The organism is Paenibacillus nitricinens, from assembly GCF_052056485.1.
Taxonomy (GTDB): Bacteria; Bacillota; Bacilli; order Paenibacillales; family Paenibacillaceae; genus Paenibacillus_AQ; species Paenibacillus_AQ nitricinens.
This window is the reverse complement of sequence record NZ_CP183948.1, coordinates 3,928,949-3,953,189: the sequence shown is the minus strand read 5'-3', so window position 1 is coordinate 3,953,189 and position 24,241 is coordinate 3,928,949. Positions and strand designations below refer to the sequence as shown.

At 39.7% G+C, this 24,241-nt stretch carries 26 protein-coding genes and 3 pseudogenes; 23 read left to right on the top strand and 6 right to left on the bottom strand.

All coding sequences use genetic code 11. The features are described 5' to 3' along the window. Positions 1-93: 93 nt before the first annotated feature. The 5 genes from ACN6KS_RS17500 (at position 94) to ACN6KS_RS17480 (ending at position 3,840) form a co-directional block, all read left to right on the top strand. On the top strand, positions 94-549 hold the full coding sequence (locus ACN6KS_RS17500) for a GNAT family N-acetyltransferase (RefSeq protein ID WP_440960153.1): 456 nt from the start codon (positions 94-96) through the stop codon (positions 547-549). 249 nt (positions 550-798) lie between these two features. Next, entirely contained in the window at positions 799-1,248 is a 450-nt protein-coding gene (locus ACN6KS_RS17495; RefSeq protein WP_440960152.1) for a DUF1569 domain-containing protein, read from the top strand. Between the two features lie 216 nt (positions 1,249-1,464). Further along, on the top strand, positions 1,465-1,986 hold the full coding sequence (locus ACN6KS_RS17490) for a phosphotransferase-like protein (RefSeq protein WP_440960151.1): 522 nt from the start codon (positions 1,465-1,467) through the stop codon (positions 1,984-1,986). Between the two features lie 124 nt (positions 1,987-2,110). Further along, positions 2,111-2,968 (top strand): GNAT family N-acetyltransferase, encoded by an 858-nt coding sequence (locus tag ACN6KS_RS17485; RefSeq protein WP_341135109.1) that lies wholly within the window; start codon positions 2,111-2,113, stop codon positions 2,966-2,968. A gap of 71 nt (positions 2,969-3,039) precedes the next feature. Further along, positions 3,040-3,840 (top strand): aminoglycoside 6-adenylyltransferase, encoded by an 801-nt coding sequence (locus tag ACN6KS_RS17480; RefSeq protein WP_280786363.1) that lies wholly within the window; start codon positions 3,040-3,042, stop codon positions 3,838-3,840. A 679-nt stretch (positions 3,841-4,519) separates the two neighbouring features. On the opposite strand, the gene ACN6KS_RS17475 is transcribed toward ACN6KS_RS17480, so the two are convergent. The 3 genes and pseudogenes from ACN6KS_RS17475 to ACN6KS_RS17465 all read right to left on the bottom strand — a co-directional run. Continuing rightward, positions 4,520-5,536 (bottom strand): phosphotransferase family protein, encoded by a 1,017-nt coding sequence (locus ACN6KS_RS17475; RefSeq protein ID WP_440960150.1) that lies wholly within the window; start codon positions 5,534-5,536, stop codon positions 4,520-4,522. Continuing rightward, the gene (gene rsgA, locus ACN6KS_RS17470; RefSeq protein WP_440960149.1) at positions 5,533-6,606 is read right to left on the bottom strand and encodes a ribosome small subunit-dependent GTPase A; all 1,074 of its coding nucleotides are present in this window, start codon (positions 6,604-6,606) and stop codon (positions 5,533-5,535) included. The genes ACN6KS_RS17475 and rsgA overlap by 4 nt, the downstream gene beginning before the upstream one ends. A 650-nt stretch (positions 6,607-7,256) precedes the next feature. Then, positions 7,257-8,011: pseudogene (locus tag ACN6KS_RS17465) on the bottom strand (IS110 family transposase); the annotation flags it as partial. A 582-nt stretch (positions 8,012-8,593) separates the two neighbouring features. On the opposite strand from ACN6KS_RS17465, the gene ACN6KS_RS17460 reads away from it, so the two are divergent. The 5 genes from ACN6KS_RS17460 to ACN6KS_RS17440 all read left to right on the top strand — a co-directional run bounded on the left by ACN6KS_RS17460 (position 8,594) and on the right by ACN6KS_RS17440 (position 11,319). Beyond that, entirely contained in the window at positions 8,594-8,839 is a 246-nt protein-coding gene (locus ACN6KS_RS17460) for a hypothetical protein (protein WP_440960148.1), read from the top strand. A 67-nt stretch (positions 8,840-8,906) separates the two neighbouring features. After that, positions 8,907-9,260, top strand: coding sequence for a hypothetical protein (locus ACN6KS_RS17455; RefSeq protein WP_280786359.1), 354 nt, complete (start codon positions 8,907-8,909; stop codon positions 9,258-9,260). Positions 9,261-9,334: 74 nt separating this feature from the next. Beyond that, entirely contained in the window at positions 9,335-9,697 is a 363-nt protein-coding gene (locus ACN6KS_RS17450) for a pentapeptide repeat-containing protein (protein ID WP_440960147.1), read from the top strand. A gap of 164 nt (positions 9,698-9,861) precedes the next feature. Then, positions 9,862-10,311, top strand: a complete 450-nt coding sequence (locus tag ACN6KS_RS17445; protein ID WP_094874695.1) for a hypothetical protein — start codon at positions 9,862-9,864, stop codon at positions 10,309-10,311. A gap of 93 nt (positions 10,312-10,404) precedes the next feature. Further along, on the top strand, positions 10,405-11,319 hold the full coding sequence (locus ACN6KS_RS17440) for a phosphotransferase (protein ID WP_094874696.1): 915 nt from the start codon (positions 10,405-10,407) through the stop codon (positions 11,317-11,319). Between the two features lie 324 nt (positions 11,320-11,643). On the opposite strand, the gene ACN6KS_RS17435 is transcribed toward ACN6KS_RS17440, so the two are convergent. After that, positions 11,644-12,234, bottom strand: a complete 591-nt coding sequence (locus ACN6KS_RS17435) for an HAD family hydrolase (protein WP_440960146.1) — start codon at positions 12,232-12,234, stop codon at positions 11,644-11,646. Positions 12,235-12,523: 289 nt separating this feature from the next. On the opposite strand from ACN6KS_RS17435, the gene ACN6KS_RS17430 reads away from it, so the two are divergent. From ACN6KS_RS17430 to ACN6KS_RS17420, 3 genes are all read left to right on the top strand, one after another. Next, a complete protein-coding gene (locus tag ACN6KS_RS17430) occupies positions 12,524-13,291 on the top strand; it encodes a nucleotidyltransferase domain-containing protein (RefSeq protein WP_094874698.1) in 768 nt (255 codons plus the stop codon). A 257-nt stretch (positions 13,292-13,548) separates the two neighbouring features. Next, positions 13,549-13,944, top strand: coding sequence for a hypothetical protein (locus tag ACN6KS_RS17425; protein ID WP_094878852.1), 396 nt, complete (start codon positions 13,549-13,551; stop codon positions 13,942-13,944). 354 nt (positions 13,945-14,298) lie between these two features. After that, a complete protein-coding gene (locus ACN6KS_RS17420; RefSeq protein WP_341135100.1) occupies positions 14,299-14,553 on the top strand; it encodes a cold shock domain-containing protein in 255 nt (84 codons plus the stop codon). Positions 14,554-14,717: 164 nt separating this feature from the next. On the opposite strand, the gene ACN6KS_RS17415 is transcribed toward ACN6KS_RS17420, so the two are convergent. Beyond that, complete coding sequence (locus tag ACN6KS_RS17415) at positions 14,718-15,530, bottom strand: class I SAM-dependent methyltransferase (RefSeq protein WP_440960145.1); 813 nt, start codon at positions 15,528-15,530, stop codon at positions 14,718-14,720. Between the two features lie 309 nt (positions 15,531-15,839). Here ACN6KS_RS17415 and ACN6KS_RS17410 point away from each other — a divergent pair. The 10 genes and pseudogenes from ACN6KS_RS17410 (at position 15,840) to ACN6KS_RS17365 (ending at position 23,139) form a co-directional block, all read left to right on the top strand. Beyond that, a pseudogene (locus tag ACN6KS_RS17410) lies at positions 15,840-16,183 on the top strand (VOC family protein). Positions 16,184-16,276: 93 nt separating this feature from the next. Next, the gene (locus ACN6KS_RS17405) at positions 16,277-16,843 is read left to right on the top strand and encodes a MarR family winged helix-turn-helix transcriptional regulator (RefSeq protein WP_094878850.1); all 567 of its coding nucleotides are present in this window, start codon (positions 16,277-16,279) and stop codon (positions 16,841-16,843) included. 108 nt (positions 16,844-16,951) lie between these two features. Continuing rightward, positions 16,952-17,461, top strand: a complete 510-nt coding sequence (locus tag ACN6KS_RS17400) for a hypothetical protein (RefSeq protein ID WP_440960144.1) — start codon at positions 16,952-16,954, stop codon at positions 17,459-17,461. Further along, on the top strand, positions 17,458-18,324 hold the full coding sequence (locus ACN6KS_RS17395; RefSeq protein WP_440960143.1) for an SDR family oxidoreductase: 867 nt from the start codon (positions 17,458-17,460) through the stop codon (positions 18,322-18,324). Before ACN6KS_RS17400 ends, ACN6KS_RS17395 begins: the two co-directional genes overlap by 4 nt. 600 nt (positions 18,325-18,924) lie before the next feature. Next, on the top strand, positions 18,925-19,329 hold the full coding sequence (locus tag ACN6KS_RS17390; RefSeq protein ID WP_094874801.1) for a GNAT family N-acetyltransferase: 405 nt from the start codon (positions 18,925-18,927) through the stop codon (positions 19,327-19,329). Positions 19,330-19,787: 458 nt separating this feature from the next. Further along, positions 19,788-20,153: a hypothetical protein gene (locus ACN6KS_RS17385; RefSeq protein WP_440960142.1), complete on the top strand. Its 366-nt coding sequence runs from the start codon at positions 19,788-19,790 to the stop codon at positions 20,151-20,153. 42 nt (positions 20,154-20,195) lie between these two features. Continuing rightward, complete coding sequence (locus ACN6KS_RS17380; protein ID WP_440960141.1) at positions 20,196-20,450, top strand: hypothetical protein; 255 nt, start codon at positions 20,196-20,198, stop codon at positions 20,448-20,450. A gap of 76 nt (positions 20,451-20,526) precedes the next feature. Next, positions 20,527-21,504, top strand: a complete 978-nt coding sequence (locus ACN6KS_RS17375; protein WP_440960140.1) for a phosphotransferase enzyme family protein — start codon at positions 20,527-20,529, stop codon at positions 21,502-21,504. Between the two features lie 313 nt (positions 21,505-21,817). Further along, positions 21,818-22,411 carry a chloramphenicol phosphotransferase CPT family protein gene (locus tag ACN6KS_RS17370; RefSeq protein ID WP_094879045.1) on the top strand — a complete coding sequence of 198 codons (594 nt, stop codon included), beginning with the start codon at positions 21,818-21,820 and terminating at the stop codon, positions 22,409-22,411. Between the two features lie 221 nt (positions 22,412-22,632). Further along, positions 22,633-23,139, top strand: a complete 507-nt coding sequence (locus ACN6KS_RS17365) for a hypothetical protein (protein ID WP_094874798.1) — start codon at positions 22,633-22,635, stop codon at positions 23,137-23,139. Between the two features lie 68 nt (positions 23,140-23,207). Here the strand turns inward: ACN6KS_RS17365 and ACN6KS_RS17360 are convergent. After that, positions 23,208-23,564 (bottom strand): annotated as a pseudogene (locus ACN6KS_RS17360) (transposase); the annotation flags it as partial. Positions 23,565-24,241: the final 677 nt, after the last annotated feature.

The following is a 24,241-nucleotide window of genomic DNA, read 5'->3' as shown; positions in this document are numbered from 1 at the left end:
ATAAAAGAATTTATATTATTAATGACTTCAAGGGGATAACAACTAATTAACAAAGTTGTTTAGTGTTTCCCCGAATTTTGAAAGGGGAAAATTATGGTTAAAGAAAATGTAAAAATCGTAGAATTAAATGCAGAAAACTGGTACGACTGTTGTAAATTAGAGGTATCAACAGAACAAAAAGAATACATGGAACCTAATGCCATATCAATAGCTCAGTCAAAGTTTGAGCCTACTTTAAAGCCATACGCTATTTATTTTAAAGACATAGTGGTTGGTTTTTTAATGTACAATTCTGTTCAAGAAGAACTTGATGGTTATTGGGTTTATAGAATAATGGTGGATAAGAAATTCCAAGGCAAGGGTATAGGTAAAACTGCAACTAAGTTAATGATCTCAGAGATGGTTAAATTATCGAATTCAAAAAAAATTGTTGTTGGTTATCATCCTGAAAATTTGGGAGCACATAATTTATACTCGAGTTTGGGATTTATTGATAATGGTGACAGGTTCGGTAAGGAAATGGCGGTTATTAAAAATATAACCGAGTGACAGATGGATAGTATTTCAAAAGGACCATTCTTTGGTCCTTTCTTATTGTGTATAGGAACACATTAGTAGAATAGCGGTTTATTATTTGTTCAAGTAATGGGCAGGATAGTGAGCAAAGGATAGATTGATGGAAAATGGTAAGTATTAGATTGACAGCATATTGTCGAGTTATGCGGATGCAATCATGAATATAATAGACAAGCTAGAAGATTCTAGATTATGAAGGATTAAATTTAATGGAGCGTGCCTATGAAAAATATATATAATGAATTGCATACAGCGGAAATACTGAATCGTATCGAGAATTTGAGTCCAAATTCAAAACCACAATGGGGAACAATGAACGTTGCTCAAATGTTGGCTCACTGCTCAGCATTTCAAGACATCGCATTAGGAAATTCCTTTCCCCCTAGATATTGGCTAGGAAGGCTAATAGGAAGGTTTGTGAATTCTATTTTCTATAATGAGAAGCCGGTACCACATAATATGTCAACAATTCCGAGCATACTTATTTTAGATGAAAGAGACTTTATGACAGAAAAAGAAGAACTGAAACAAAAGATTTTAACTTTCCAAAGTAACGGTCCAGAGAAATGTTCGTCCCATCCTCATCCTTTTTTTGGAAAGTTCACTCCTGAGCAATGGGGTAAAGGGATTTATAAACATCTAGACCATCATTTAAGACAATTTGGTGCTTAGTATTTTTTGAAATGAATAATAATTGTTCAGTTTAGTGCAGTAACTCTGTTTCGTTGTGCTAACAGGACTCGATAGAGGAATAGCGGTTGCTTCGGCAGCCGTTTTTTATTTGTTCACTAACGGTAGTATAGTTCAATTATAGTTGTTTTTTATTTCCATATTTGAAGTTTGAATATTAAAATGGAACTAATTGAATTGATAAGGGGTATTAACAGGATGAACAAGGGTAGAATCGTATTTTTAAACGGTGTTACGAGTTCTGGAAAAACATCAATAGTAGATGCTTTACAGTTAAAATCACATGAATTTTTTTATGTTGTTGCCAATGACCTTTTTGAAGAAATGATAGGTGAACGTTATCTTCGTGAAGATTATTGGAAGTATTTAAGTGAAGCAATTATCATGATGTATCATACAGCCAAATTATTTTCTGACCTTGGTAAAAATGTGCTTATTGATGGCATTATGGTAGATAGACCTGAGTTGAAACCACATTATGAAAAAGTGAACAATATATTTTCCGGGTACCCATTATACATTGTTGATGTGTTTTGCCCTTTAGACATTTGCCGTCAAAGAAATATTGCACGAGAAAATAGAACCGAAGACCAGTCTGATTGGCAACACAAAATCATGGCAAAAGATATCCAGTATAATTGTAAAGTCAACACACATTTAAACACTTCCGAAGAATGCGCAGATTTGATTTTAAAAAGTATATTTGAAGATGAAGTTTGAATTACTATGCCCGAGGTGACACATTCCGGTAACGGGGAAGGTTAGTATGATAGCGGTTGCTTCGGCAGCCGTTTTTATTTGTTCAACTGTGTTCAGGTTAATTTAACAAGGAGCTTATTTAAAGATGAAATTTGAAGGGAGAGATGAAATGATAGAATTATCTAAAGAAAACTACGCTCACGTTCTGCCACTGTTGAAAAATCTAGCATATGAACCTGTGTTTGCATATTCCGTAATTGAGCGAAATCAATCTGGAAAAGTGTTCGTTGATCATAACGAAAATCCTACCTGCAGTCTTATTATCAATTCATATGGACAATATCTTTTGGTTAAGAGGGGCGACAATGAATGCTTCATGAGTGATGTAGTTGAATTTTTGCGGAATGATCAAAATCATTCAAAATACTACGATCTTTATGCTTCAACACCGGAACTACTGTTTCAAATTAGCGAAAGTTTAGCGGGAAAGACTGTATTATTGCACCGATCTTCTTTTACATTCCAGCTATCCAAATTCCAACATCTAAAAAAACTAAACGCATTGCCAGAACAATTTGTTATGAAACGGATGGATAAAGCGCTATTCGATAAATACAAGAATGAAATGGACGCTTCTTATGATTCGCTATGGAGTTCGGCACAACAATTTGCGGATCGAGGATTTGGTTACTGTCTTATGGTGAATGATGATTTTGCAAGTGTTTGTAATTCTTATTTTGTAGGTGGAGGGTATGCAGATATCGATATCGTAACCGTGGATGAATACCAGAATAAAGGGCTAGCAACACTCACGAGTGTAGCATTTATCGAACATTGCCTGAACCATAATCTAGTGCCGAATTATAATTGTGACGCTGGCAATGAACGATCGATACAGCTAGCGAAAAAGTTAGGGTTTGCAAAAAAATATGATTTTCCAATGTTATGGTGGCATCAGGATCAGAGTATAATTAGTGATTATTTGAAAAGATTCAATTATTAAACTTTCCAAAATGACAGAAGTGAACCCGTGATAAAACTATTATTAGATGAAAATACAGGGGAGGTTTAGCTATGACGATTAACCGTGAGACCATTCTAAACGCAATTGTATCAGACCTTGGAATTGAAGAATATATTTTAGCTATTTGGCTAGAGGGTTCAGATGGTACTAAAACTTTGGACGAGTATTCTGATATCGATTTGGTGTGCTATGCGAAAGAAGGCTACATAGATGCTGCATTCACCCGATTGGATGCCTGCATGCGTCAATTAGGAGAAGTAGATATTGCTTATGAAGAAACCGGTCGACCCACAAATAACCGCTACAAGGTTTACCACCTACAGGAGTCAGCAGATAGTCTCTTAGTTGACGTGACGATCCAAAGTGAGAGTGTCCCTGTTTTATTCATTAACGAAGACAAAACCGTCGTACCAGTTATATTGATAGATAAGACAGGTATCGTGAAGTATCAAAACGTTGATCATACGACTCACCATTCACAACTTCAATCACAATTGTTACATGCTCAGGGTATTTACAGTCAAAGGAACCGAGCTGTTAAATATACAAAACGCGGGCTTTTTCTAGAGTCGTTGATTTACTATCATAAGTATGTTGTGAATCCACTTGTAGATGTACTTCGGATAATCTATACACCATTCCAAGCTGACAGCTTCTTGGTTCATGCATCTCGGGATTTTCCTGTCGAAGTGGTACTAACCTTGGAAAAGCTATATGGTGTAAAAACCGTAGAAGATATAGTGGATCGCATCGAATTGACAGACAAGTTGTTTCGTAATGCCGTAGCAGAGGCTCATGTCATGCTATTACAATCTAAAGAAGGCGAAAGTTTAGCGGATACCAACCCATAAGCATTACATGGGCTATTGTGAGTGATCGCAGATATATAAGTACGGAAACGCTAGTATTATACTGATAGCTATAGGATTGCATTTATGTAGTATTATAGTTTCGGCCATACACATCGAACTTTTAAACAAACAAAGATCCAATTATAGATCATCCCTTCTTAGAAGATCCGTCGATAGACAAATCCCCAACCTCTATAACGATATGCTTGAAGGTGCCTTTCTTACGATTAATATGTTGAATGGTGAAAAGGGCAGTGGCTTATGGTGGGAACAAAGCGCGAATCCGTCTGGACGGAAAATCAATTAGACCTGTTCACCCTGTACACGATCAAGGAGCAGAGTATCTTGTTGTATGGTGAGTCCCATCTAGACAATATTCCATCGTACTCGAAGGAAGAGTTCATTAGTTTTTTTAGGAATATGCCAAGTGCATGCGGAAGTTTGGCAAGGGGAATAGTCTACATTCCATCGACTGGCTCCTATTAGCTTCTAAATTTATAGCTTGGTGGCAGGAAGGTGTCATCTTGTCTAAAAGCCATGCAGCAGATTGGGGGCTTTTACATCTTAATAGCGGATGGAAAGAGACTGTTTTTCCATTGTCGATTCACCGAATGAGAGTAATGAAAGAAACTCCGAAAACCCATTATATATAAGGGGTTTCGGAGTTCTTTTTTTAGAGTCAACCCTGCGTAGGGCTGGTCTTCATTTCATGGATTTTTTGGAGTGTATGAAGACACTTTGTTTTCTCGTCATCGTCCTCTGTGTGGAGATACCACTCTACAAGCCTGTACCCGAATATGAGAAGGATCATTTCGAAGACGCAATTATCGGCGATAGGGGATGCATCTGCATACTCCGAAAAACCTTTGTAATACGCAGGGATACATCGTTGGTAGTATTCGACCATGTGTTCGATATCCGCTTCATCCGCAATCAAGCTTGCGAGATCCTCACCCAGGTAGCCCCATCCGCATGTATCCCAGTCGATGAGCGCGATTTTCCCGTCGGCATAGATCAGGTTGGTCACCCAGAAGTCCCGGTGGCATAGCACTATGGGCAACTGCTCGATGCGGGCGAGTATCTCATCTGCGTGCTCATCGATGTCGATGAGCACTTGCCGCATGTGCTGCGGGAATTCACAGTCCTCCGAGCGTATATAATCGTAGACGACTGGCCACGACCGGTAATGCAAATACGTATTCTTCATGAGATCCGCATGGCTTAGGTTTGTCAGGCTCTGCAGCACAGCGGGCTTCTCCGCATACAGCTTGCCTTGATAACGGCCTAACTCCAGCGCGGCCTGTTCATACATGTCACCGGTTAAGTCTAAACCGGTTACGCCATCGATATATTCCACCCACAGCTGAAATTCATTTTCTTCGGCGTTCATCTCCGCATGGTAACATGTTGGCCAGCGGAAGGTATCCGAGAACGTCGTTCCCAAGTCAGACATATAGAGATCATATTCCCGGCGCCAGGAATTCGGATCGTTGTAACGTTCCCATTTCTTTTGAATTTTCAGCACGATATGGTACGGCATTTTTTCACCATCCGCTGTTTCGGCGATCCCGTTTACCAGGTGCACATTTCCTACAGTTCCACCCTGTAACGACATAGTTTGGAAGTCAGCCGAGTTAATATCCTTCTTGAACTGTCGGCTTAAGGCATAGATCAGCGTTTCAAATTTAATATTCATTTTTTCCATCCTCCATTTTTCTTCGTTTGCTTGCTTGACATAGCTATCGTTTTATTTCGAGCCCTCTTGTCGATGAGGTAGCTTGTTTTATCCTGGACATACTTGTGCTCATGCTGCTGGGCAACATAATACTCCCACCGTTCAAGCGGCAATGAGCCGTCGGCAAGCGCTGCGAGAACGGCACAGCCCGGCTCGCTCTGATGGCGGCAATCTGCGAACCGGCATTGCGGGAACCATTCCTCCACATCGGTAAAGCTTGCGCGTATGCCTTCGCCGGCATCAAAAAGCCCGAGCTCACGCATTCCCGGCGTATTGATGACCATCGTACCGGAGGGGAGCATGAATAGCTGACGGTGCGTTGTCGTATGCCGCCCCCGGCTATCAACCTCCCGGATCTCCTGAACTCTCATTACGTCCTGTTCTATCAATGCATTAAGCAGAGACGATTTACCGACGCCGGACATGCCGAGAAAGACGACTGTTTTACCAGGCATCAAGTAGTTAGCGAGTTCGTTCAGCCCCAGGCCGGTATGACTACTGATCGCATGGACTGGCACATCAGGGATACTTTGTGTAACTTCTGCGAGCGGGAGATTATAATCTTCAACGAGATCAGCCTTGGTCAGAATGACGACTGGCTGACTGCCGCTCTGCCTGACTTGTGTCAGGTACCGCATGATGCGGGTAACCTTGAAATCCCAATTCAGAGAAGAAAGAATGAACACATAGTCAAAGTTGGTTGCAACGACCTGTTCCCGTACGGTTTTGGCGTAACCTACGGCATGCCCTGAGTAATCTGCGCGTGAGAACTTGGAACGGCGGGGCAGTACAGTAACGATGAGCGAATCTCCGCTCTCGTTGTAGTGCAGCAAGACGAAATCACCGACGCACGGAAAATCTACGCGTGTTTCCACGTTGCGATAGAATGCTCCTTTGAGCACCGCCGTTACTTCGCCGCGCTCGGTCATGAGCGTGAAGCGCTCGCGCCGAAGCTCTGTCACCCTGCCGGGCAATAATCCGTCGGGAATTGCTTCTATTTCTGTATAGCCATAGGTTTTCAGATTCATCATAGTTTTTTTGTTAGCTCCTTTAATGTTGTTTTTGGACGCAAAAATGCCACGGACAAGCAGCCTCTAAAGAAGCTGCTGTCACGCGGCATCAGGACGCAAAAAAGACACGACCTTCATCGTATCCTGCAAACAGCAATATTCACGAAAGGTTACTTCGGATGGCATACCAAATAATAGGGGGCGTTTCCCCGCTTTTTCCGCGTATGCCTACTATTCAGTTTTAAGACCAAACCACCATATAAGTAGTTGCCATTAAAACACATCTCCCTTCGTGTCAGGAACTTGCTTATCGCTAAGCTTTCTATAAAATAACCTATTATGGAAAAAAAATCAATGCATGACAGCCCAGTTTGTCGGCCTGCTTCATCGAGTCTGCCGTTCATCAAGAACCCGCGAACATTAAAAGTCAGTGTGAACGCTTCCTCAAGCTGTTTGAAGGAAAGGGCGATGGTATATCAAAGATCAGCGAAATTGCAGAAATCGACAAGATACTCATTGAATACTAATAATTCATCATTCAGCTATACCAGCTAATAGCTTGTCGAGATTACCAGTAAAATGAACTTAAGTCATGTGGTATAGTAAAAAATAGGCATGACAAATAACCCTCCAATCTCTTTATTTTGGAAGGTTATACCAATATAAAATGGTCAGGCAGTACGGAAGGATTTTTTACTTTTAAGGACATAAAGCCAATGAACCAGCTTATTTGCGCATGCAATTAAAGCTACTTTATGTGGCTTTCCTTCGCCTCTTTTGCGATCATAAAAATCTTTAAGTCGCAGATTACGAGAACGGATGAGTCCACACTGGACGGCCATAACTAGCGCATAACGAAAATTGCTGAGAACCACGTTTGGTAATTCGATTCCGTGTTGCCGTAAACTTTCCAGATGCGAATACACTCGGGTTCAATGCCTGCAAAGGCTACTAGTTTCTTTGGATGATCAAAACGGTCGACTTCTCCAATTTCCGATAAAATGGTTGCAGCAATTTTAGGACCAATACCGGGAATCGACTGGATTAAATCATATTCTTCCATTTCTTCAGCGAGAGCATCTATGTTCTCTTCCAATCGAGATAGATGCTCTTGGTACTGAAGAATGAGCGAAATCAAAACTCTCAGGTTAACCAAGTGACTAGAGTACATAGTCTGCAGAAAAGGATTTTGTTTTGCCGCGTTTAATAGACGCTTAACTCGCACACAGATCCAATTCTCTGACCGCCCTCGTCATGAGGAAAGTAGTTCTGTGAATTTGGACTTTAGCATTTCTTCGTCCGATTGCAATACCAAATTTGAAGTTGGAAACTCATTTAAAAATCGAAGTGAAATGTTAGAATAGATGTCCCCGAAAACACCTTTGTACGTAGGGAAAACTTGAACAAGAACAGTTTGAAATTCGATTCACCTTTCTAATTTAGATTTACCGGCAGCCCCTGTGATTTCCTCTTGTCGCTCCATAGCATCGCTTGTTATACGGGATCTCATGTCCCAACCAGCCTCAATCATGGTCATGACAAGTAGGGGTGAACATTATAGCGCTCGGGATCAAGTCCCACGGGCAGGTACGTTCGACCCGGCTACCTTAATTCTTAAAGCAAATGAAAAAAGGATCAACCAGAAAGAACTGGTTGATCTCATAATACGAACGGGTAGTTTAGTTCAAACCTATGCAATTAGTATTGTATAATTTTTACAGGAACTGAAAAAGAAAAATTGATAACCGTTGTTTATGACAAAACTTCACGAGATGACGAAATAGACGATGCCGTAATGGATTTATCTAAATTAGATGACGATGACATGATACGAGCCAGTGTAGGAGAATACAGAGATAGCTTTTAAAGAAGCATTTGCACTGATTAAATCCAAAGGAACTGATTGGTATACGAATTTTTCGGAATTATTCCCAACGAAAATAAAGTAAAATAAAAACCGAGATTAAACAACGAAGAATTTTAGTGAAAAGAACGGAGGGCTAAATTGTTGCTGTATCAAAAAATTCAGGACATGATTAAGGAGTGGAATCCCAACGAGATTCATCCACTATTGGACGATGAATACAATGATGAGGTCAAACAAATATACAACTTCATCAATGAAAACCAGAGAAAATGCGGAATTGGTGACCTTGGACAGTACATCTATGTTGTTTTTCAGAAATGCTGCGGGAACCTGTTTGAGAAATCGCAAGAAGAATGCGTTCAGATAGCCAATAAGATAATCAAATAGTACAGACCATCAACATGTTAAGCTAACGGGACACGATAGCTCAATAGAGATCAGGAGAAGGCTGTCGATGTGGAATACTGTGTTTTTAAAAGGAGATGAGGTTATGCAAGGCTTAAAAAAAGATGTTGTTATATTGCTTGAATCAATTGTTTTTTTGGCTATTGGCTTGTTACTTACTGTAAATGTAGCAAGTAAAATTTATGAGAGTTTTGGAATTGAATTTATAGGTAATGTTTGGGTTAATTGGTTCGGAGTTTCTTACTTTCTTTTTGTACTATACACGGTTATTACTAGACTATTTATTATGAAGAATACTATCTACTTTAAGCAACGTCTGAAATCAAAATTTTTTTGGTTTCTTTTTATTGGTTCAATTTACATAATCTCTATTCCATTTGTAAAAGGAGAAAACCCATTCTAATTGAACTAACGGGCAGGTTAATATGGAAGCCATGTAGAACTTTTATTGTATAAAGTTGGTGTGGGGGAATATCAATGGAAAGAGAAGTTACGGAAGCCGAATTTTTAGATATGCTTCAAAATGGGCACAGACACTTTCACAAAATTTGCGTCGAAGCAGGTACTTATCATGAATTTGACTTTTCGGGTTTAATCTTCGATGAGTGTTTGTTTTCGGTTGACTTTTCGGGCTCTAATTTTGAAAACTCTACACTGATGAACTCTAATTTTAAAGCGTGTGATTTCTCCAATTGTGTTTTTAAAGGTGCAGTCTTGTTAGGTAATTCGCTCGATGGTGCGGAATTCAAAGGGGTGATTATAGAGGGCATTACCTTTTTAGAAAATACATATCATTCTATTATCCTTACAGAGCGACATCTAATTGACATGATAATATAAATAATCAATTCTTCAACTTGGGAAACTATAGTTCAATAATGAGATGGTGGCTCCGAGAGGAAGCCCTTTGTTCGGCTAACTGGCAGTATAGTGGAATATAGATTTGGGTTGTATAATCAAAACAGTATAAACATTTTTATCAAATGGATAAATAAGGAGAAAATATGAACACTGAAGATTACAAAGGTAATGATGATTTACAACTGTATGATTCAGTCATAAAGAAATTCGTTATTGACCACCAAAACAAGACCGTTGAGTTTTACTTTCTTAAGGTAATTGAGCGAGTAGACAGAAGTGAGCATAGCTTTACTTATAAAGTAAGGGAAGCAAGGCTGAAATTTTCAGGTGTGGTATATGCGAAACTACCATATTGGATGGAATTTGATGAATGGAGTGAATTTTACCGCTCCGCAGTTATCAAAACTTCAAGTATCCTACAAAGAGTTCCCGAACGAGCACAAAAACATAAAGAACTCCTACATATCTATTTGGGTATAGACAATGGTAATGAATATGCAGAACAAGATATAATCTGCGAAAGTTTTGCAATAGAATTGGAACCAGAAGAGTACATTTTGCATAATGATTTCGACTGGTTATATGTAGAATAATACTGATATGCAATCAACTAACGGGCAGTTATGCGTAACTTCCAGGGAATGTAAACATCTAAATAACGTAAGGAACGAGGAGGCAGACAATTCATGGGAGGAACGAATGTATGGGATGCGGAGTGGGAGGTTAACGAAGAGCAGGCGCGGACGCTGATCGGCAGACAATTCCCTCAGCTGTCATCGAAGCAAGTGAAGCGATTGGGCTGGGGCTGGGACAATACGGTTTTTCTCATCGGTGACGAGTACGTGTTCCGGTTTCCAAGAAGAACGATTGCAGTTGGCTCGATTCGTATGGAAGGGAAGCTGCTGCCGAAGCTGGAGGCATATATGACCATCCCCTATCCGAAACCGTTGTTTTATGGCGAAGCAAGTGATGAATACCCGGCACCATTTCTTGGCTATGCCTACGTGCCAGGAGATTTCCCAATCGGTTTGACGGAAGAACGCCGGGCTTTATCGGCAGAGACGCTGGCGAAATTTTTACGGAAATTGCATGAGTTTCCGGTGCAGGCGGCGCTGAAGTGCGGAGTTCAGCAAGATCATCGAAACTTGACGGACATAGCATCGCGCAAAGTGAAATTGGAGGGCTTTCTATCGAAGGTGGTTGAACACTTGTCGCCGGAGGAGTACGGTGTGATCGAAGCGTATATTAGCAGGCTTCAAAAGGACCGTGTCGAGGCGGTGAATGCACTGCTACATGGCGATCTTCATTTCAAAAATATGCTTGTGAATGAGAACGGGATCGTTTCCGGCATCATTGATTGGGGCGATCTGAGCGTAGGCCATCCGGCTTGCGATTTGAGCGTTGCTTATAGCTTTTTACCACCTTACGCTCGTGGCGTGTTTTTCGAAACGTACGGAGGAGCGGACGAGGAAACGAAGCTGCTGGCGCGGCTGATCGCGGTATACATCCCCATACTGATCTTAATGCAAGCGGTCGATGACAGGAATGAAGCGATTGCGGCAGAGGCTAAATCCAACATCATGCGGGCACTGTCGGATTAGGCTCATTATTTCGTTGCGGCTATGGGGCTATGGCTATCGGCACCATTTTGTCGTTTAAAGGCCTCGATAAGGTACGATCCGCCTTCTCTGATGCCGCTTTATGTTGAGGAACACGAAATTCAACAGAGTAAGTCGTTGCGCTAACGGGACACTATAGTGGAATAGCGGTTGCTTCGGCAGTCGTTTTTTATTTGTTCAACTAACGGGCAGTTTAGTTGAACAAGTTAAGTGGATGTTTTATATCACATATAACGCAAACTGTGCAGGAAGGGATGGATTATACGGCGAGAAAACTCAGCCTATTAGTCACTGTATTGCTTTAAATTAAACCTCAGCAGTTGACAATAGTGAAGTGATTTTATGAATCCAGTCTCCATTTTTGTCAGCTAATAAGGCATTCCACCCGAGCAATATTGCTTCATTAAAATTTTTGTCCTGGTCATCAACAAACCATACATCTGCCTGGTGACTTAAATGTTGATGAACAAGAGCGTATATTTCAGAATTAGGCTTACAATAACCTACTTCGCTGGATATAGTTATACTGCGTACAAAGGGTTCAATTGGTTTTATAATGGACTCAATCCACTCGATGCGATGGTTACTTAATAAGTGGATGTTTGCGTATTTACTCCAATGCTGAACTTTTTCAAAAGCTGGTAATGGACGAATATTTGAAATAAGGAGTTGCTTTGCCTTATCTATATTAATTGCAGGAAATTTAATGTACAGCTGCTCCCAGAACCCCTTCTCCGATATCTTCCCAGTCCATAATTTTTCACGCATTTCGTTTCTAAAATGAAAAAGCACTTCATAAGGAATATTCGACTTTTCCGAAAGGTCTTCCCAAAAATAAGGAGAAAAATTGGTGGAAAGCACTCCTGCCACATCGAGAATTAATTCTTTACGATTCATATTCAACACCCTCCACCCACATGTTTCAAAAGCATATTCGACTTATGTGGTTGAATTTCCTCTTGATAAATATTATAGGCAGTTAGTTTAGAAGTTTTTTCATCGAGTCGAGAGTCGTAGTGATTGTTGCACAGTACGAAGATATTGTGTAACAAAAAGAAAGCGCGCTTGTTCAACTAACGGGCAGGATAGTTGAATGATTTCGCGAATAACTTAAGTCATGACGAATTTACGAAGTTCGCAAAAAAGACGTTAGCCGAAAGAAGTTCTTAGTTTAGGAGGTGTCTATATGATATTAGAAAAAGTTATAAATAGAATTGTAATACAAAGTGAATATAAGGATTTTGTTGATAAATATATAGATAATATACTTAGCGAATTTAAAGGTAAGATTCATAGCATTTATATGTGTGGCTCGATTCCAAAAGGAACTGCTAAACCTTTTAAGTCAGATGCAGACTTTACTATTGTATGTGTAAATCCCAAAGATATTGATTACGAAAGATTGTCAAATATTAAAGACGGGCTTTTGGAAGAATATCCAGTAGTAACTAAGATTGATACGATAATTTGCTCGATTGACGATGTATTAAGTAAACCAAATGAGTGGGGTTTTTGGGTAAAGATAATTTGTGTTTGCATATATGGTCATGACGTTGGTGAAAAAGTACCACCGATAATTATTTCTCCTGAATTCATTTTAGACTTAAATACAGAGACCAAGGAGGAAGTAGATCGTATACATAGTTTACTTTCTAATGCTAATGAGAACACAATGAAAACTAGATATATTAAAGGTTACTCTAAGAGATTAATTCGTGCATTATACTCTTTGGTTTTAGAAGATACAGGTGTATGGCAAGATGACATTATTAAGATGAAGAATGCCATATTAAACTATTGTGAGATTGACTCCGCTTTAGTTAATTATCTGTATGCTTGTTACTTGGATAGTAATGTACTTGTTGAAGAGTTTCTGGGAATTGCAGATGAAGTATATAGCTATTTTGAGAACGCATTAAATGCAATGGCTGCTTCCAGAACTTCCTTCGGCTAACACCATATTGACGCTCCGGGTAACTCTGAGAAGTGAGTGACCACATCCAGCCCCCTAAGCCCGTCGGGACGTCACTGCATTAGGTGTTCGGCAAGCCTCACAACTATAAGCAGCGACTCTAATTAAAACATAAGACTATTGAAGTAACGGGGAACTTTAGCTGAATGATACACATTAAAGAGCAGCCGCTACGGTAGCCTGCTGTTTTCATTGAAGTAACGGGCAGGATAACTTGGACAAGTCACGGAGATTTGAATATGAAGATTGTTAAGGGATGTGTTATTAAAATTAGTCTACAATTGGTGCCATTAAATATTCCATCAGATTGGACTGTCGTATGGAATCATTTTTATGAAATTAATCCCGATGACTTTCATGACGACTCATTTCCTTATGTATGGGAGCTACATGAGGATATATTCTATTTTAGAAATGAAAAGACAGGTTTGATTTTGGATTTAGGATGGTATCCAGCTATGCGTTCAGAGGGTGCGTATACATTGAATTTAGTGAAAATAGGTGATGAAGAAACTGGACCCGAATATTGGGCTAACCCTATTTTGAAATATTGTTCCCGCAAAATTAACGACATAACAAATATAATTCATGAAGTTCTCAATAAAGAGCAATATGATTCGTCCGAAGCAAAGTAAATCATTAAGCTAGCGGAGAACTACAGTAGAATAGCGGCTGCTTCGGCAGCTGTTTTTTATTGTTCAAATAGCCAGCAGAATCCTTACAATTTGTGGGGCTATAGCGTTCCATTATTAGCATTAGGTTAAGTAATAATATTATGTAAAAAATTGGAACGATGTGGTAAAGTGGAATGATGGGAAAAGTACTCAAATTACAAGCTTCTTCGATAATATCTTTGTGCCAATCCTTGCGTTCCTCAGTATGATACTTTTCGTATATGGGTTTCCGAAAAAAATCAAATAAGATAACTTGTTCAACACGATGTGAGCACATTATGGATTGTACCATAAAGTTACAGAGGAGGTGCTTAGATGGCGGAAAGAAGATATGGAATTGTCAAATGGTACAAAGAAGATCAAGGCTACGGACGGATAATGCTAGACGGGCAGGAAGATAACCATGTTTTTGTACACTTCAGCGAAATACTACCAGACCCTATTAGGTTACCGGACGGCTTTCGGTTCCTTAAAGAGGGTCAAAAAGTTGCATTCGACCTATTCGAGTTTCCGGATATAGTTGATTCTCAGCGCAGGACAGCTAAGAATGTGCAAATATTAGAGGAATGAAGGAATCGAGACGTACTTGATGAATGTATGGACTTTCGGGAATCATAATTAAGCTAACAGGCGACAGGCGACGATAGTTCAATATAAACACGATAAGGCAGCCAATCAGTCAAGATGAAAGGCTGCCTTTATTCAATTAACGGGCATTTATCTTCAACTACTAATTATAGTTTTCTTGCTTTAATTACGAAAGTTACAGGAAGCATCTTTGCTTTTTTCGCAAAATCGTCGTTATCGTTCCGGGGTTGAATAAGTTCATCATCAGATTGCTCAATCATTTCCTCAATGATAAATCCCGCTTTTGAGAGCGCATTGACATAGGTTGATAGTTTACGGTCAGATAATGTTAGCGTACTTTCGTTAAGAGTTACCGAATACCAAGATTCATCGAAATAACATTTTTTAAAAACAAGCATATCATTTTCTGCAACAACACATTTGTGTATAGGGTGAGACCAACTGAAAATAAATACGCCGTCTTTTTTTAGGTAAGATGCAATCCTGCTAAAAGTACCCTCAAGGTCGGTTGTCCAGCCTATAGCATAAATCGAATAAACAAAGTCAAAATAATCTTCAGGTAAGCCACATTTTTCTTCCATGGGTGAACAGATTAATTTTGCTGAAAGTCCGTGATCTGATAAGTATTCTCTTGTTATTTCGATTTGGTTTTCTGATATATCTATACCCCATAGTTCAGATGCTTTACGTTCCCCGAGATATTGCAATGATTGACCGCTTCCACAGCCTATCTCTAGCATCTTTTTTCCTGAAATATCGCCAAAAAGTTGGCATTTTTCTTCTGAGACGAATGCTCCATATAAAGGAAGTGCGGTTGCTCCTAAAATATCATTTCCTTTTGTATCCCAAAATAAACTGTTAGTTTCATGAATAACATTCTTGTCCATATCGACCGAGATAGCGCTACCAACCTCCCCAGCGCCTATAATATTTGTTCTATAAACAGAATTCTTGTCCATGCCAGTACCATCCCCCAATATAAAAATATTAGCCTAAATATCCTGACTTTCGTACTATTAATTCCCAAATAATGTACCATTTTTCTATGAATACATCTACCTCAAATCTTCCATATAGCATCCATTTGATCTAGTAGACTCATTGCGCTAACGGGACACGATAGTGGAGTAGCGGTTGCCACGGTAGTAGTTTTTATTTGTTCAATTAGTGGGCAAGATAGCTGAAAAAGGAACTCAAATTTAAATCTCGAATATTTATTGAGAACGGATAGCTAAACAATTGATGACAGACAGGAGATAAATACGAGGATAAATGGTTTCGGAGGAATTTTTTGGAGAACTAAGAATCTTGAAGTTATAAAAAATGGTACAGTGAGGTCTTGAAGATTGAAATAGATCATTGGAATGGGACTGTGATAAAGCCCCAATCAGGAAATGAGACTATCTTTTCTTTTTTTACCGAGGATGACAGTTATTTTCCAACAGAACAACAAGTGATGTTAAATTTCCAAGTACATAATCTAGACGAGACTATTAAGCATCTTGAGCATATTGGTATACCATTTGCAAAGAAAAAAGAAATTAGTGAATTTGGAAAGTTTGTTTGGATTGAAGATCCTGAAGGTCGACTGATCGAGCTTTGGGAGAAATAAAGAGTTCTAACCAAATCCAACGGTATAACTTCAGAGTTGATGAGTTATAAAAAATGAGTTGACACAAAAGTAGTTAGGAACCATACTACACATATGAACAACAATAATAAAAAAGTAAGTGACATTGAGGCTATTCCCTCGCTTGTACAATCCAAGCGTCAGATTGATCGTTATAACCTAGACATAGACGCACAAGCTATACTCGTCGCGTCAAGGCTAATGGCAGCGGGAGCCATGCTTGGACACGCCTCGGAAATTCATTTCTCTAGATTTGGTTTATCAACAGGGCGTTATCGTTTATTGGCTGATCTTGAAGATAACGAAGGAGAAGAGTTGCCTTCGCAATTAGCGGAGCATTTAGGCGTTACACGTGCAACAGTGACTGGTCTTATCGATATTCTTGAACGAGATGGGCTAGTATCTCGGAGATCAAGCTCAGACGATGGGCGTCAGAAATCAGTCATTTTAACGGAAGAAGGAGCGAAAAAGCTACGCGAAATGGCACCTGAGCATTTCGCTCGGCTGGAAGCAATGGTGGGCTTACTCAATATCGAAGAGCGCAGCGTATTTCTTGACTTGCTAGACCGAGTTACACAAGGCATCTCAGCACTTACGGGTGAACTAGGCTCGAAACCAAAGGGAAACATCAGTAATGAGTAGAATGGGCTAGTGAAGCTAGCCTATTTTTATTCTTATATAGTTAGGTGCCTAATTATATCTCGCTGAACGTAATCGTTGGACTACTTCAAAGAAGAAAGGAGCAAGTAAATGAACCAGATGAAATACCCGAAGCGGACAGATGGTGTTTATGACATCAAGGCTGTCGGTTCCAAGAAAAAGACTTTTGTACTATGGCGTGAAGTTGTAATGGCCTATATGGCTCCCGCTATTATGGCAGGTATCGGGGGATTGGTTACTGCAGATAGGGGGCTTCAAATAGCGGCATTGACCACTATTGGTGGTGCATCAGCTTTGATGGCCTTGATGATTGGCCTTTTGTTGCGTAGCCGAGTGGGCCATTTGAAATGGGTCATCGGTGCACCTCACTTGGTTGTGGTAGGGGTATTCGCAATGGCCGGGTCCTCATTTGGACTATACGCTGCATGGGTGACATCTGTTTCTGTTGAAAGTATGATTCCGAGTAATCACTTGGCCTGGGTAAATCGTGTCTGGATCGATTTCCCGTTGTCAGGATTCATAGCAAGCACGATAGTGACATGGCGGTGGCGACTTGCAGTCACAACTAATTTTTCATCTAAAAGGAGAAGTGAGAAATGATAGTTATTATGGGAGCAACAGGTACGATAGGTAGTGCACTTTTGGAACGTTTGGTTGATCTTGGCATACCTGTGAGGGCTCTAAGCAGAGAGCCAGAGAAGTTGCGCGATCAGATCGGAGAAAAAGGCCGATCGACTACCGAGGTCGCAAGGGTGGATGCTTCCGACCCCACATCGCTGCGCCGTGCGTTTAATGATGCTACCCAGCTCTTCCTTGCCATGTCCAACAGTCCAAGACAAATTGAATTGGAAAATTCAATCATTCAGATTGCCGTCGAATCTGGAATCAAACACATCGTAAAAATATCAAGTCCAACCTTTGAGCAGAGCTCTCCAGTGGCCGTAGCGGGCTGGCATCAAGAAATTGAGAAAACGCTGAGAGAATCGGGTCTCACCCACACCGTATTGCGCCCCTATGCGTTCATGCAAAATTTAATGCGCTTTGCACCAACGATCACAACCCAAAATATTTTCTTCGGCTCCATGGGTGATTCACCATGTAACTTCATTGACTGTCGCGATATTGCAGACGTTGCTGCAGAAGTTCTGACCAACCACGAGGTATCAGGCCATATATATACTCTTACTGGTTCGGAGATTTTCAGTTATCCCCAGATTGCGAGTCGACTATCGGCCCTGCTTAATCGACCGATAAGTTACATCAACATGGAACCCCAAGTACTGCTCCGTAATCTTATCGAGCACGGGAATATGCCTCCTTGGCTCGCGAACCACGTTGTGGAAATTCAAACTATGTCTAGGATGGTGCCAGAAAGTCCAAATGACACTGTGAAGCGCTTGCTCGGCAGAGAGCCACGAACGCTAGACGCCTTTCTACATGAGTGTGTAGAGAATTTCCGGTAGAGGCGGAGTCCACCAATTCTGATATTTGTAACGTTAGCAGCATTTTATTCCGATTTTAGATAAGTCATTGAGCTTACGGAGAACGTTAGTGGAGGAGCTTCCTATAAGGTAGCTCTTCTTTTCTATTAAGCTAACGGGAGGTTAACGGGGATGGGACCTCAGCCGAAATAAAGGAAGACTCGATTAACGACATTCGAAGAATGGAGTAAGGAATTTACAAGTATTTAGACAAACCACTTAAAGCGTTGAGCGTATAGCTGTCAATTACGCTAACGGGAACGATAGCTCAAACACGACAGTCTGCCTTTTGTTCAACTAACGGGAAAATTAACGATATAAGCCTCTTATGCTTAAGTAAAAGAAGTATTCTCATGAATTCTCTAATGTAATTAAATGCAAATTCCACTTCAGTTAATCCATTTTCTATACATATTTTTAATAGTATATTGAGGTAAATAAAGTGATTGTTCATTTTGAGAAATCCGAAATTGCTTTGTCGGTTTTATTTTATGGCTTCGTAAGGATTGCAAAACCATCGAAATATGGGAGTTTAAAACAGATGTTGTGCCGTAGTTAGTTTTATGAAAGGAAGGTATAGGGGTGAGTATTTATTACGCTTCAAGCAAAGAGGATATCACTAAGGATGCACTCCAAGAGTTATTTCTTTCGGTAGAATGGGAGTCTGGCAAGTATCCAAACGAGCTTTTACAAGCAATACGAGGGTCTCATTCACTTGTTACTGCTTGGGAAGGAGGAAAGCTTGTCGGTTTAATAAATGCTTTGTCAGATGGTGTTTTAACGGTATATTTTCATTATATGCTTATTAATCCGAGTTATCAGAGTATAGGTATAGGTAAGGAAATGATGAAGATAATGCTTGAAAGATATAAAGGATGTAAAACAAAAGTATTAATTTCATATCCTCATGCAGTGGATTTCTATAATAAATTTGGCTTTAATACAGAGGATGGAGCTACACCAATGTTTATCTCAGAGTTGATATGATTGAACTAAAGGGACACGCTATAGTCCGAGAACATTGAACGCCTACACTCTTCAGAACAAAAATGCTAATGACGGAACTAGGCGATACCGAGATAATGGAGATTACGTTGACTATACTGAAGGAATATTTGATGAAACAAGCAGATCGTTTGAAGCCAAGCAGTCTAGGGCATCGCATTCGACATACCTATGTGTGTAAACTCCTTGATAACGGTGCCTCATTGGATTTCATCAAGGTATGCTGAATCATGAGAAAGCCTCAAACACGCAAATAAACGCACAACTCCGCGGCGAGAGCAAGAGAGAAATGTATCGACGATTTTTTAGCATATTATTGCGGTAAATCCCTTTTTAGAAATCTGCGGCTATTCAACTAATGGGCAGTTTAGCAGTGCCGAAGGCGAACACAATGGAGTATAATGGTAATAAAGACCATTGATCCCAAGAGGTGTGTTCTCATGCCAGAATATTCTCAAATCCAAACTTATATAATATGTGATCAATTCAATTTCCAAGACGTTATCAGGCTCTTTTCAGGAGTAATAAACTCGCTGGGACTTGATTCTAGATACTTTAATAGTGAGCTGGAATGGGAAGTTTCAGAAAATGGTTTTATGTACGTTGGTGGCGATGCTGAGCCTCAGTTGTACCAAAATAACGGGTTCCAACTCCATTTACGGCCATATGTACTAGGCTGGACACCTAAAGTTATTGAGGAATTAAAAGAATCATATCTGGAAATTAGTATCTTGTTTTGGACAGAAGAGATAGAACACGATTGGAGAATAGGACAAGTACGAAGTCAATATCAATCCTTGATTTGACGGATTATGACTAAGTTCTCTGAGGAGTTTAGACAAACTGGAGTGTTTTTCACAAATGAAGCTATGGATGGAGCGCCTTGGGAGGCGTTAGTGTCAGGTCAGCAAGAGGGACTTTGGGCATTTGATGCTGCAATTTTACCTGATCACCTGTTTGATTCGTATAAGGATATTCCAAAAGATATTTTTATTTGTAAGGATAAAGAGCTAGTATATGTTGCCCGAGAATCCGTATGGGGAACAGAACCTTGGTACAACATCGATTCAACTGACGCGTATAATATCTCCAAGGAGACTTGAAATGAAAAGAAAGATATCTCTTTTATACTTTATACCAAAATTGAATAAAAAATCCTTCTTTTTTAAAGGAGTCCTTATGATGAACGAGAAACTTTTGGACTTACTAGGTAGATACGACGATATCCAACAACCTGAGATTATTTTTTTAAGGCATAACGAGAACAGAACATATCGTGTTAATGACAGAATGGGAAAATCATATTTACTTCGCATTCATGACCCTTTTATAGATGACATGAAAGGTCTGCAGCATACATACGACGGCATTCTTGGAGAATTGCAAATGCTTGAGGAGCTGGGAAGCTGGAGCATCAACGAAATACAGACTCCTATAAGAAACAAAGATGGTGAATTAATTACGATCGTCGAATACGAAGGTGAGCTTTTGAACTGCTCTGTCCTAACCTGGCTGGATGGAAGAGACATGATTAAGAATGATGTTAACAATCTTGAACTGGTAAAAAAACTGGGATTGCAATTAGCAGAGCTGCATACTTTTTTTCGGCAGTACAAATATTCAGATATAAAGATTCGTCCGAGTCAAGGCAGAGCCTATAATGAACGGATGATCCGTGTGATCCATTCGGGTGTGAAAAAGAATCTATTTACGTCTTCTGATGCCAATGTCATTGAACAAACGCTGCAATTGATTAACTTCCGGTTGGTTGACCATGGCGGGGAGGCTGGCCCTGATCTTATTCATGGGGACTTGTGTATGGGGAACATCATCATCACAACCGAAGGAGAGGCGCGCTTTATTGATTTTGGCTTTTTCGGAACCGGGTATGCCTTGCTTGATGTAGCCATGGGAGCTATGATGCTGCCATCCGATCGAAGAGATACTTTCCTTAAGGGATATTACAGAGAGCACGAAAATACAGCGAATGATCTACTGCAGCTGGAAGGTTTTATGCTGGTCGCTATTATCGGGTATTACGTCTTCCAGTTGGAGAATGAACATGTCCATGCCTGGATGCGTGAAAAAATGCCTAAATTATGCGCAGAGTATTGTCGTCCATTTCTTAATGGTGAAAGTATATTTTATAAAATATAAATAGGAACTTTTATCGGTGAATTAATGGGAAATGATAGTCAATTATCATCTTCTATTTAAAGGCCGTTTACAAGCAGTTGTTGAGCTGAAAATATAGCTGGCTATGTTTTCGGAAGTGACGCGTTTAAGCCTTCCTCACCCTTAGGGGTTTGGGGAGGTTTTTTGTTGTGAAGGAAAGGAATGACCTACATTGTGATGTCGCTGTTTATTATGATTTTGTGAAATCAGAGGCGGATGTTGAACGTAATACGATAGGCAGGATAGTTCAATTGCTTCTCGAATATTATCTGAGTTGGATAATTTTATAAAATTTATGAATATAACGTTATCTGAAAGATACGCAAAACTTATAGGTGAGGGTGATAGAAAGACTAGTATTTCTAATGAACTGATAAATCAGAAAGAGATTCTATTTCATCATTTATCAATAGATGTTTTTATCAAGAACTTTTTTAAACATAAATTTTCAGATATTGAACCTACAAGAGAAGTAGATGAGCATGTTATCGCACAAATAATGTTTGATTCCTTAGTCTCAATGTACTATTCGACAGTTAAATTGTTTTCAAAAATGGGTTTGAATGTAATAGTAGATACCGCAATCGAAAATGACAAGTGGTTTAATGAGTGTCTTGATGTATTTTTTGATCAGCCTACATTATCTATAGGTATAATATGCTCGAAAGAAGAACTCATAAGAAGAGAGCAAATAAGAGGAGATAGAAAGATTGGATTAGCAGCTTCACAGTTCAATACAGTATATTGCATTGATGAATATGATCTCAAAGTAAATACAGAAAAGATGAATCCAATAGAGTGTGCCGAAAAGACATTAAGTTTTATTAAGTCCAATAAGGAATATCTCGCATTTAAAAAATTAAGTAAAAGAAATGTTTGTGTTTCCTAGATAGCTCGAGGGAATTCGGAATTAATCTAACGTGAGGCAATAGCTCAATAAACACGATAAGGCAGCCGTTCAGTTAACGCGATCAAGTACCTTTATTCAACTAACGGGCAGGCTACTTTAATAAGTAATGTTAAAACGAAGGACAGCAAAAGGGGAATCTGCGACTATTGCGAATAGATAATTAGTCAAACATTTCGCCGATCTAGGGAGCTTGAACAGGAATGAAAAAAATCCTCATTATTGGAATTGTTGCTAGTGGTAAAACGACATTCGCTAAACGATTATCCCAGAAATTCAGTCTACCCTGGTATGAACTTGATTCCATAGTCCATCATAATACAGCTACGGGACGGTACAAACGTTCCGCAGAAGAACAATTCGAAATTATAAAGGAGATCGATATTAAAGGAGCGTGGATATTCGAAGGAACAGATAGAGATTCCTATCAATGTTTGTATCAAATGGCAGATACGATCATATTCCTTGATACTCCATTGTGGAAGCGAAGGGTCAGAATCTTAACACGATTTATCAAGCAGAAACTTGGGATTGAAAAGTGTCACTATAAACCAGATATCATGATGTTGAAGATGATGTACAAATGGACGAGGGATTTTGAACAAAGTAGAAACAGTTTTGATGCCAAGTTGAATAGATACAATGAGAAAGTGATCAGGTTAAGAGATAGTAACAATCTGGATCTTACAAAAGGGACACGACTAAGCTAATAGGCAGGATAGTTCAAGCGTTTCTCGAATATTTTATGAGATGGATGAAGAACGGATGAGTCCACATGGACGGCCATAATTAGCGCATAACGAAGTTGCCGAGAACCACGTTTGGTAATTCGATTTCGTGTTGCCGCAAACTCTCCGGATGCGAATACAATCTGGTCTATGCCTGCAAAGGCTACTAGTTTCTTTGGATGATCAAAACGGTCTACTTCTCCAATTTTCGATAAAATGGTTGCAGCAATTTTAGGACCAATACCGGGAATCGACTGAATTAAATCATATTCTTCCATTTCTTCAGCGAGAGCATCTATGTTCTTTTCCAATCGAGATAGATGCTCTTGGTACTGAAGAATGAGCGAAATCAAAACTCTCAGGTTAACCAAGTGACTAGAGTACATAGTCTGCTGAAAAGGATTTTTTTTTCGCGTTTAATAGACGCTTAACTCGCACTCTCTTTGAAAGAGACTCGTATTGTCGCTTTGGATAACGCAGATTAAGCAGTTGAACACCTATTTTTTAAAGGGCTCAAATTCTTCATTGTAGTACAACTCTCTCAATAGATAGGCATCAGCATGCTCCTCTAAGAACTATATGTTCGAATTTAAACGTTCCTTTGTACGGTTTACCACGCTGACCAATCATTGAATTCATTCAATGCACCTTCCTAATTTAGATTTACTGGTAGCCCCTATGATTTCTTTTTTGTTGCTCCATAGTATCGCTTGTTATACGGGATCTCACGTCCCAACCAGCCTCAATCATGGTCATGACAAGTAGGGGTGGACATTATAGTGTTCGGATCAAGTCCCATGGGCAGGTTAGTGAAACCACACCGTTTTCTCTAACGTATAATCATTATTCAAATTTTTCCAACATGGCTCATGCGGAGGTGAACTTGACTGGAGCATTTTTATGACTTGGTTCAATTGGCATTTTCGATCGCTCTCATCTATTCCTTAGTGTCAATTCCATTCACCTATATTTCTTTACAAGAGATACACTGGGGTTATGAAATTGCTCCAGCCGTTTCAACTTGGTTTGTGTCTGTCAGACTGTCGCAACCGAGCAGCATTCAGCGGTGGATAGTACGTAACGC

Bases quoted from the DNA above. Each gene is read 5' to 3' on its own strand.
- ACN6KS_RS17375 (WP_440960140.1), top strand. From the start codon at position 20,527: ATGATGAACGAGAAACTTTTGGACTTACTAGGTAGATACGACGATATC.
- ACN6KS_RS17485 (WP_341135109.1), top strand. From the start codon at position 2,111: ATGAAATTTGAAGGGAGAGATGAAATGATAGAATTATCTAAAGAAAAC.
- ACN6KS_RS17425 (WP_094878852.1), top strand. From the start codon at position 13,549: ATGAAGATTGTTAAGGGATGTGTTATTAAAATTAGTCTACAATTGGTG.
- ACN6KS_RS17480 (WP_280786363.1), top strand. From the start codon at position 3,040: ATGACGATTAACCGTGAGACCATTCTAAACGCAATTGTATCAGACCTT.
- ACN6KS_RS17445 (WP_094874695.1), top strand. From the start codon at position 9,862: ATGAACACTGAAGATTACAAAGGTAATGATGATTTACAACTGTATGAT.
- ACN6KS_RS17415 (WP_440960145.1), bottom strand. From the start codon at position 15,530: ATGGACAAGAATTCTGTTTATAGAACAAATATTATAGGCGCTGGGGAG.
- ACN6KS_RS17490 (WP_440960151.1), top strand. From the start codon at position 1,465: ATGAACAAGGGTAGAATCGTATTTTTAAACGGTGTTACGAGTTCTGGA.
- ACN6KS_RS17440 (WP_094874696.1), top strand. From the start codon at position 10,405: ATGGGAGGAACGAATGTATGGGATGCGGAGTGGGAGGTTAACGAAGAG.
- rsgA (WP_440960149.1), bottom strand. From the start codon at position 6,606: ATGATGAATCTGAAAACCTATGGCTATACAGAAATAGAAGCAATTCCC.
- ACN6KS_RS17385 (WP_440960142.1), top strand. From the start codon at position 19,788: ATGCCAGAATATTCTCAAATCCAAACTTATATAATATGTGATCAATTC.
- ACN6KS_RS17430 (WP_094874698.1), top strand. From the start codon at position 12,524: ATGATATTAGAAAAAGTTATAAATAGAATTGTAATACAAAGTGAATAT.
- ACN6KS_RS17450 (WP_440960147.1), top strand. From the start codon at position 9,335: ATGGAAAGAGAAGTTACGGAAGCCGAATTTTTAGATATGCTTCAAAAT.
- ACN6KS_RS17420 (WP_341135100.1), top strand. From the start codon at position 14,299: ATGGCGGAAAGAAGATATGGAATTGTCAAATGGTACAAAGAAGATCAA.
- ACN6KS_RS17475 (WP_440960150.1), bottom strand. From the start codon at position 5,536: ATGAATATTAAATTTGAAACGCTGATCTATGCCTTAAGCCGACAGTTC.
- ACN6KS_RS17435 (WP_440960146.1), bottom strand. From the start codon at position 12,234: ATGAATCGTAAAGAATTAATTCTCGATGTGGCAGGAGTGCTTTCCACC.
- ACN6KS_RS17395 (WP_440960143.1), top strand. From the start codon at position 17,458: ATGATAGTTATTATGGGAGCAACAGGTACGATAGGTAGTGCACTTTTG.
- ACN6KS_RS17405 (WP_094878850.1), top strand. From the start codon at position 16,277: ATGAACAACAATAATAAAAAAGTAAGTGACATTGAGGCTATTCCCTCG.
- ACN6KS_RS17400 (WP_440960144.1), top strand. From the start codon at position 16,952: ATGAACCAGATGAAATACCCGAAGCGGACAGATGGTGTTTATGACATC.
- ACN6KS_RS17455 (WP_280786359.1), top strand. From the start codon at position 8,907: ATGTGGAATACTGTGTTTTTAAAAGGAGATGAGGTTATGCAAGGCTTA.
- ACN6KS_RS17370 (WP_094879045.1), top strand. From the start codon at position 21,818: ATGAATATAACGTTATCTGAAAGATACGCAAAACTTATAGGTGAGGGT.
- ACN6KS_RS17495 (WP_440960152.1), top strand. From the start codon at position 799: ATGAAAAATATATATAATGAATTGCATACAGCGGAAATACTGAATCGT.
- ACN6KS_RS17365 (WP_094874798.1), top strand. From the start codon at position 22,633: ATGAAAAAAATCCTCATTATTGGAATTGTTGCTAGTGGTAAAACGACA.
- ACN6KS_RS17500 (WP_440960153.1), top strand. From the start codon at position 94: ATGGTTAAAGAAAATGTAAAAATCGTAGAATTAAATGCAGAAAACTGG.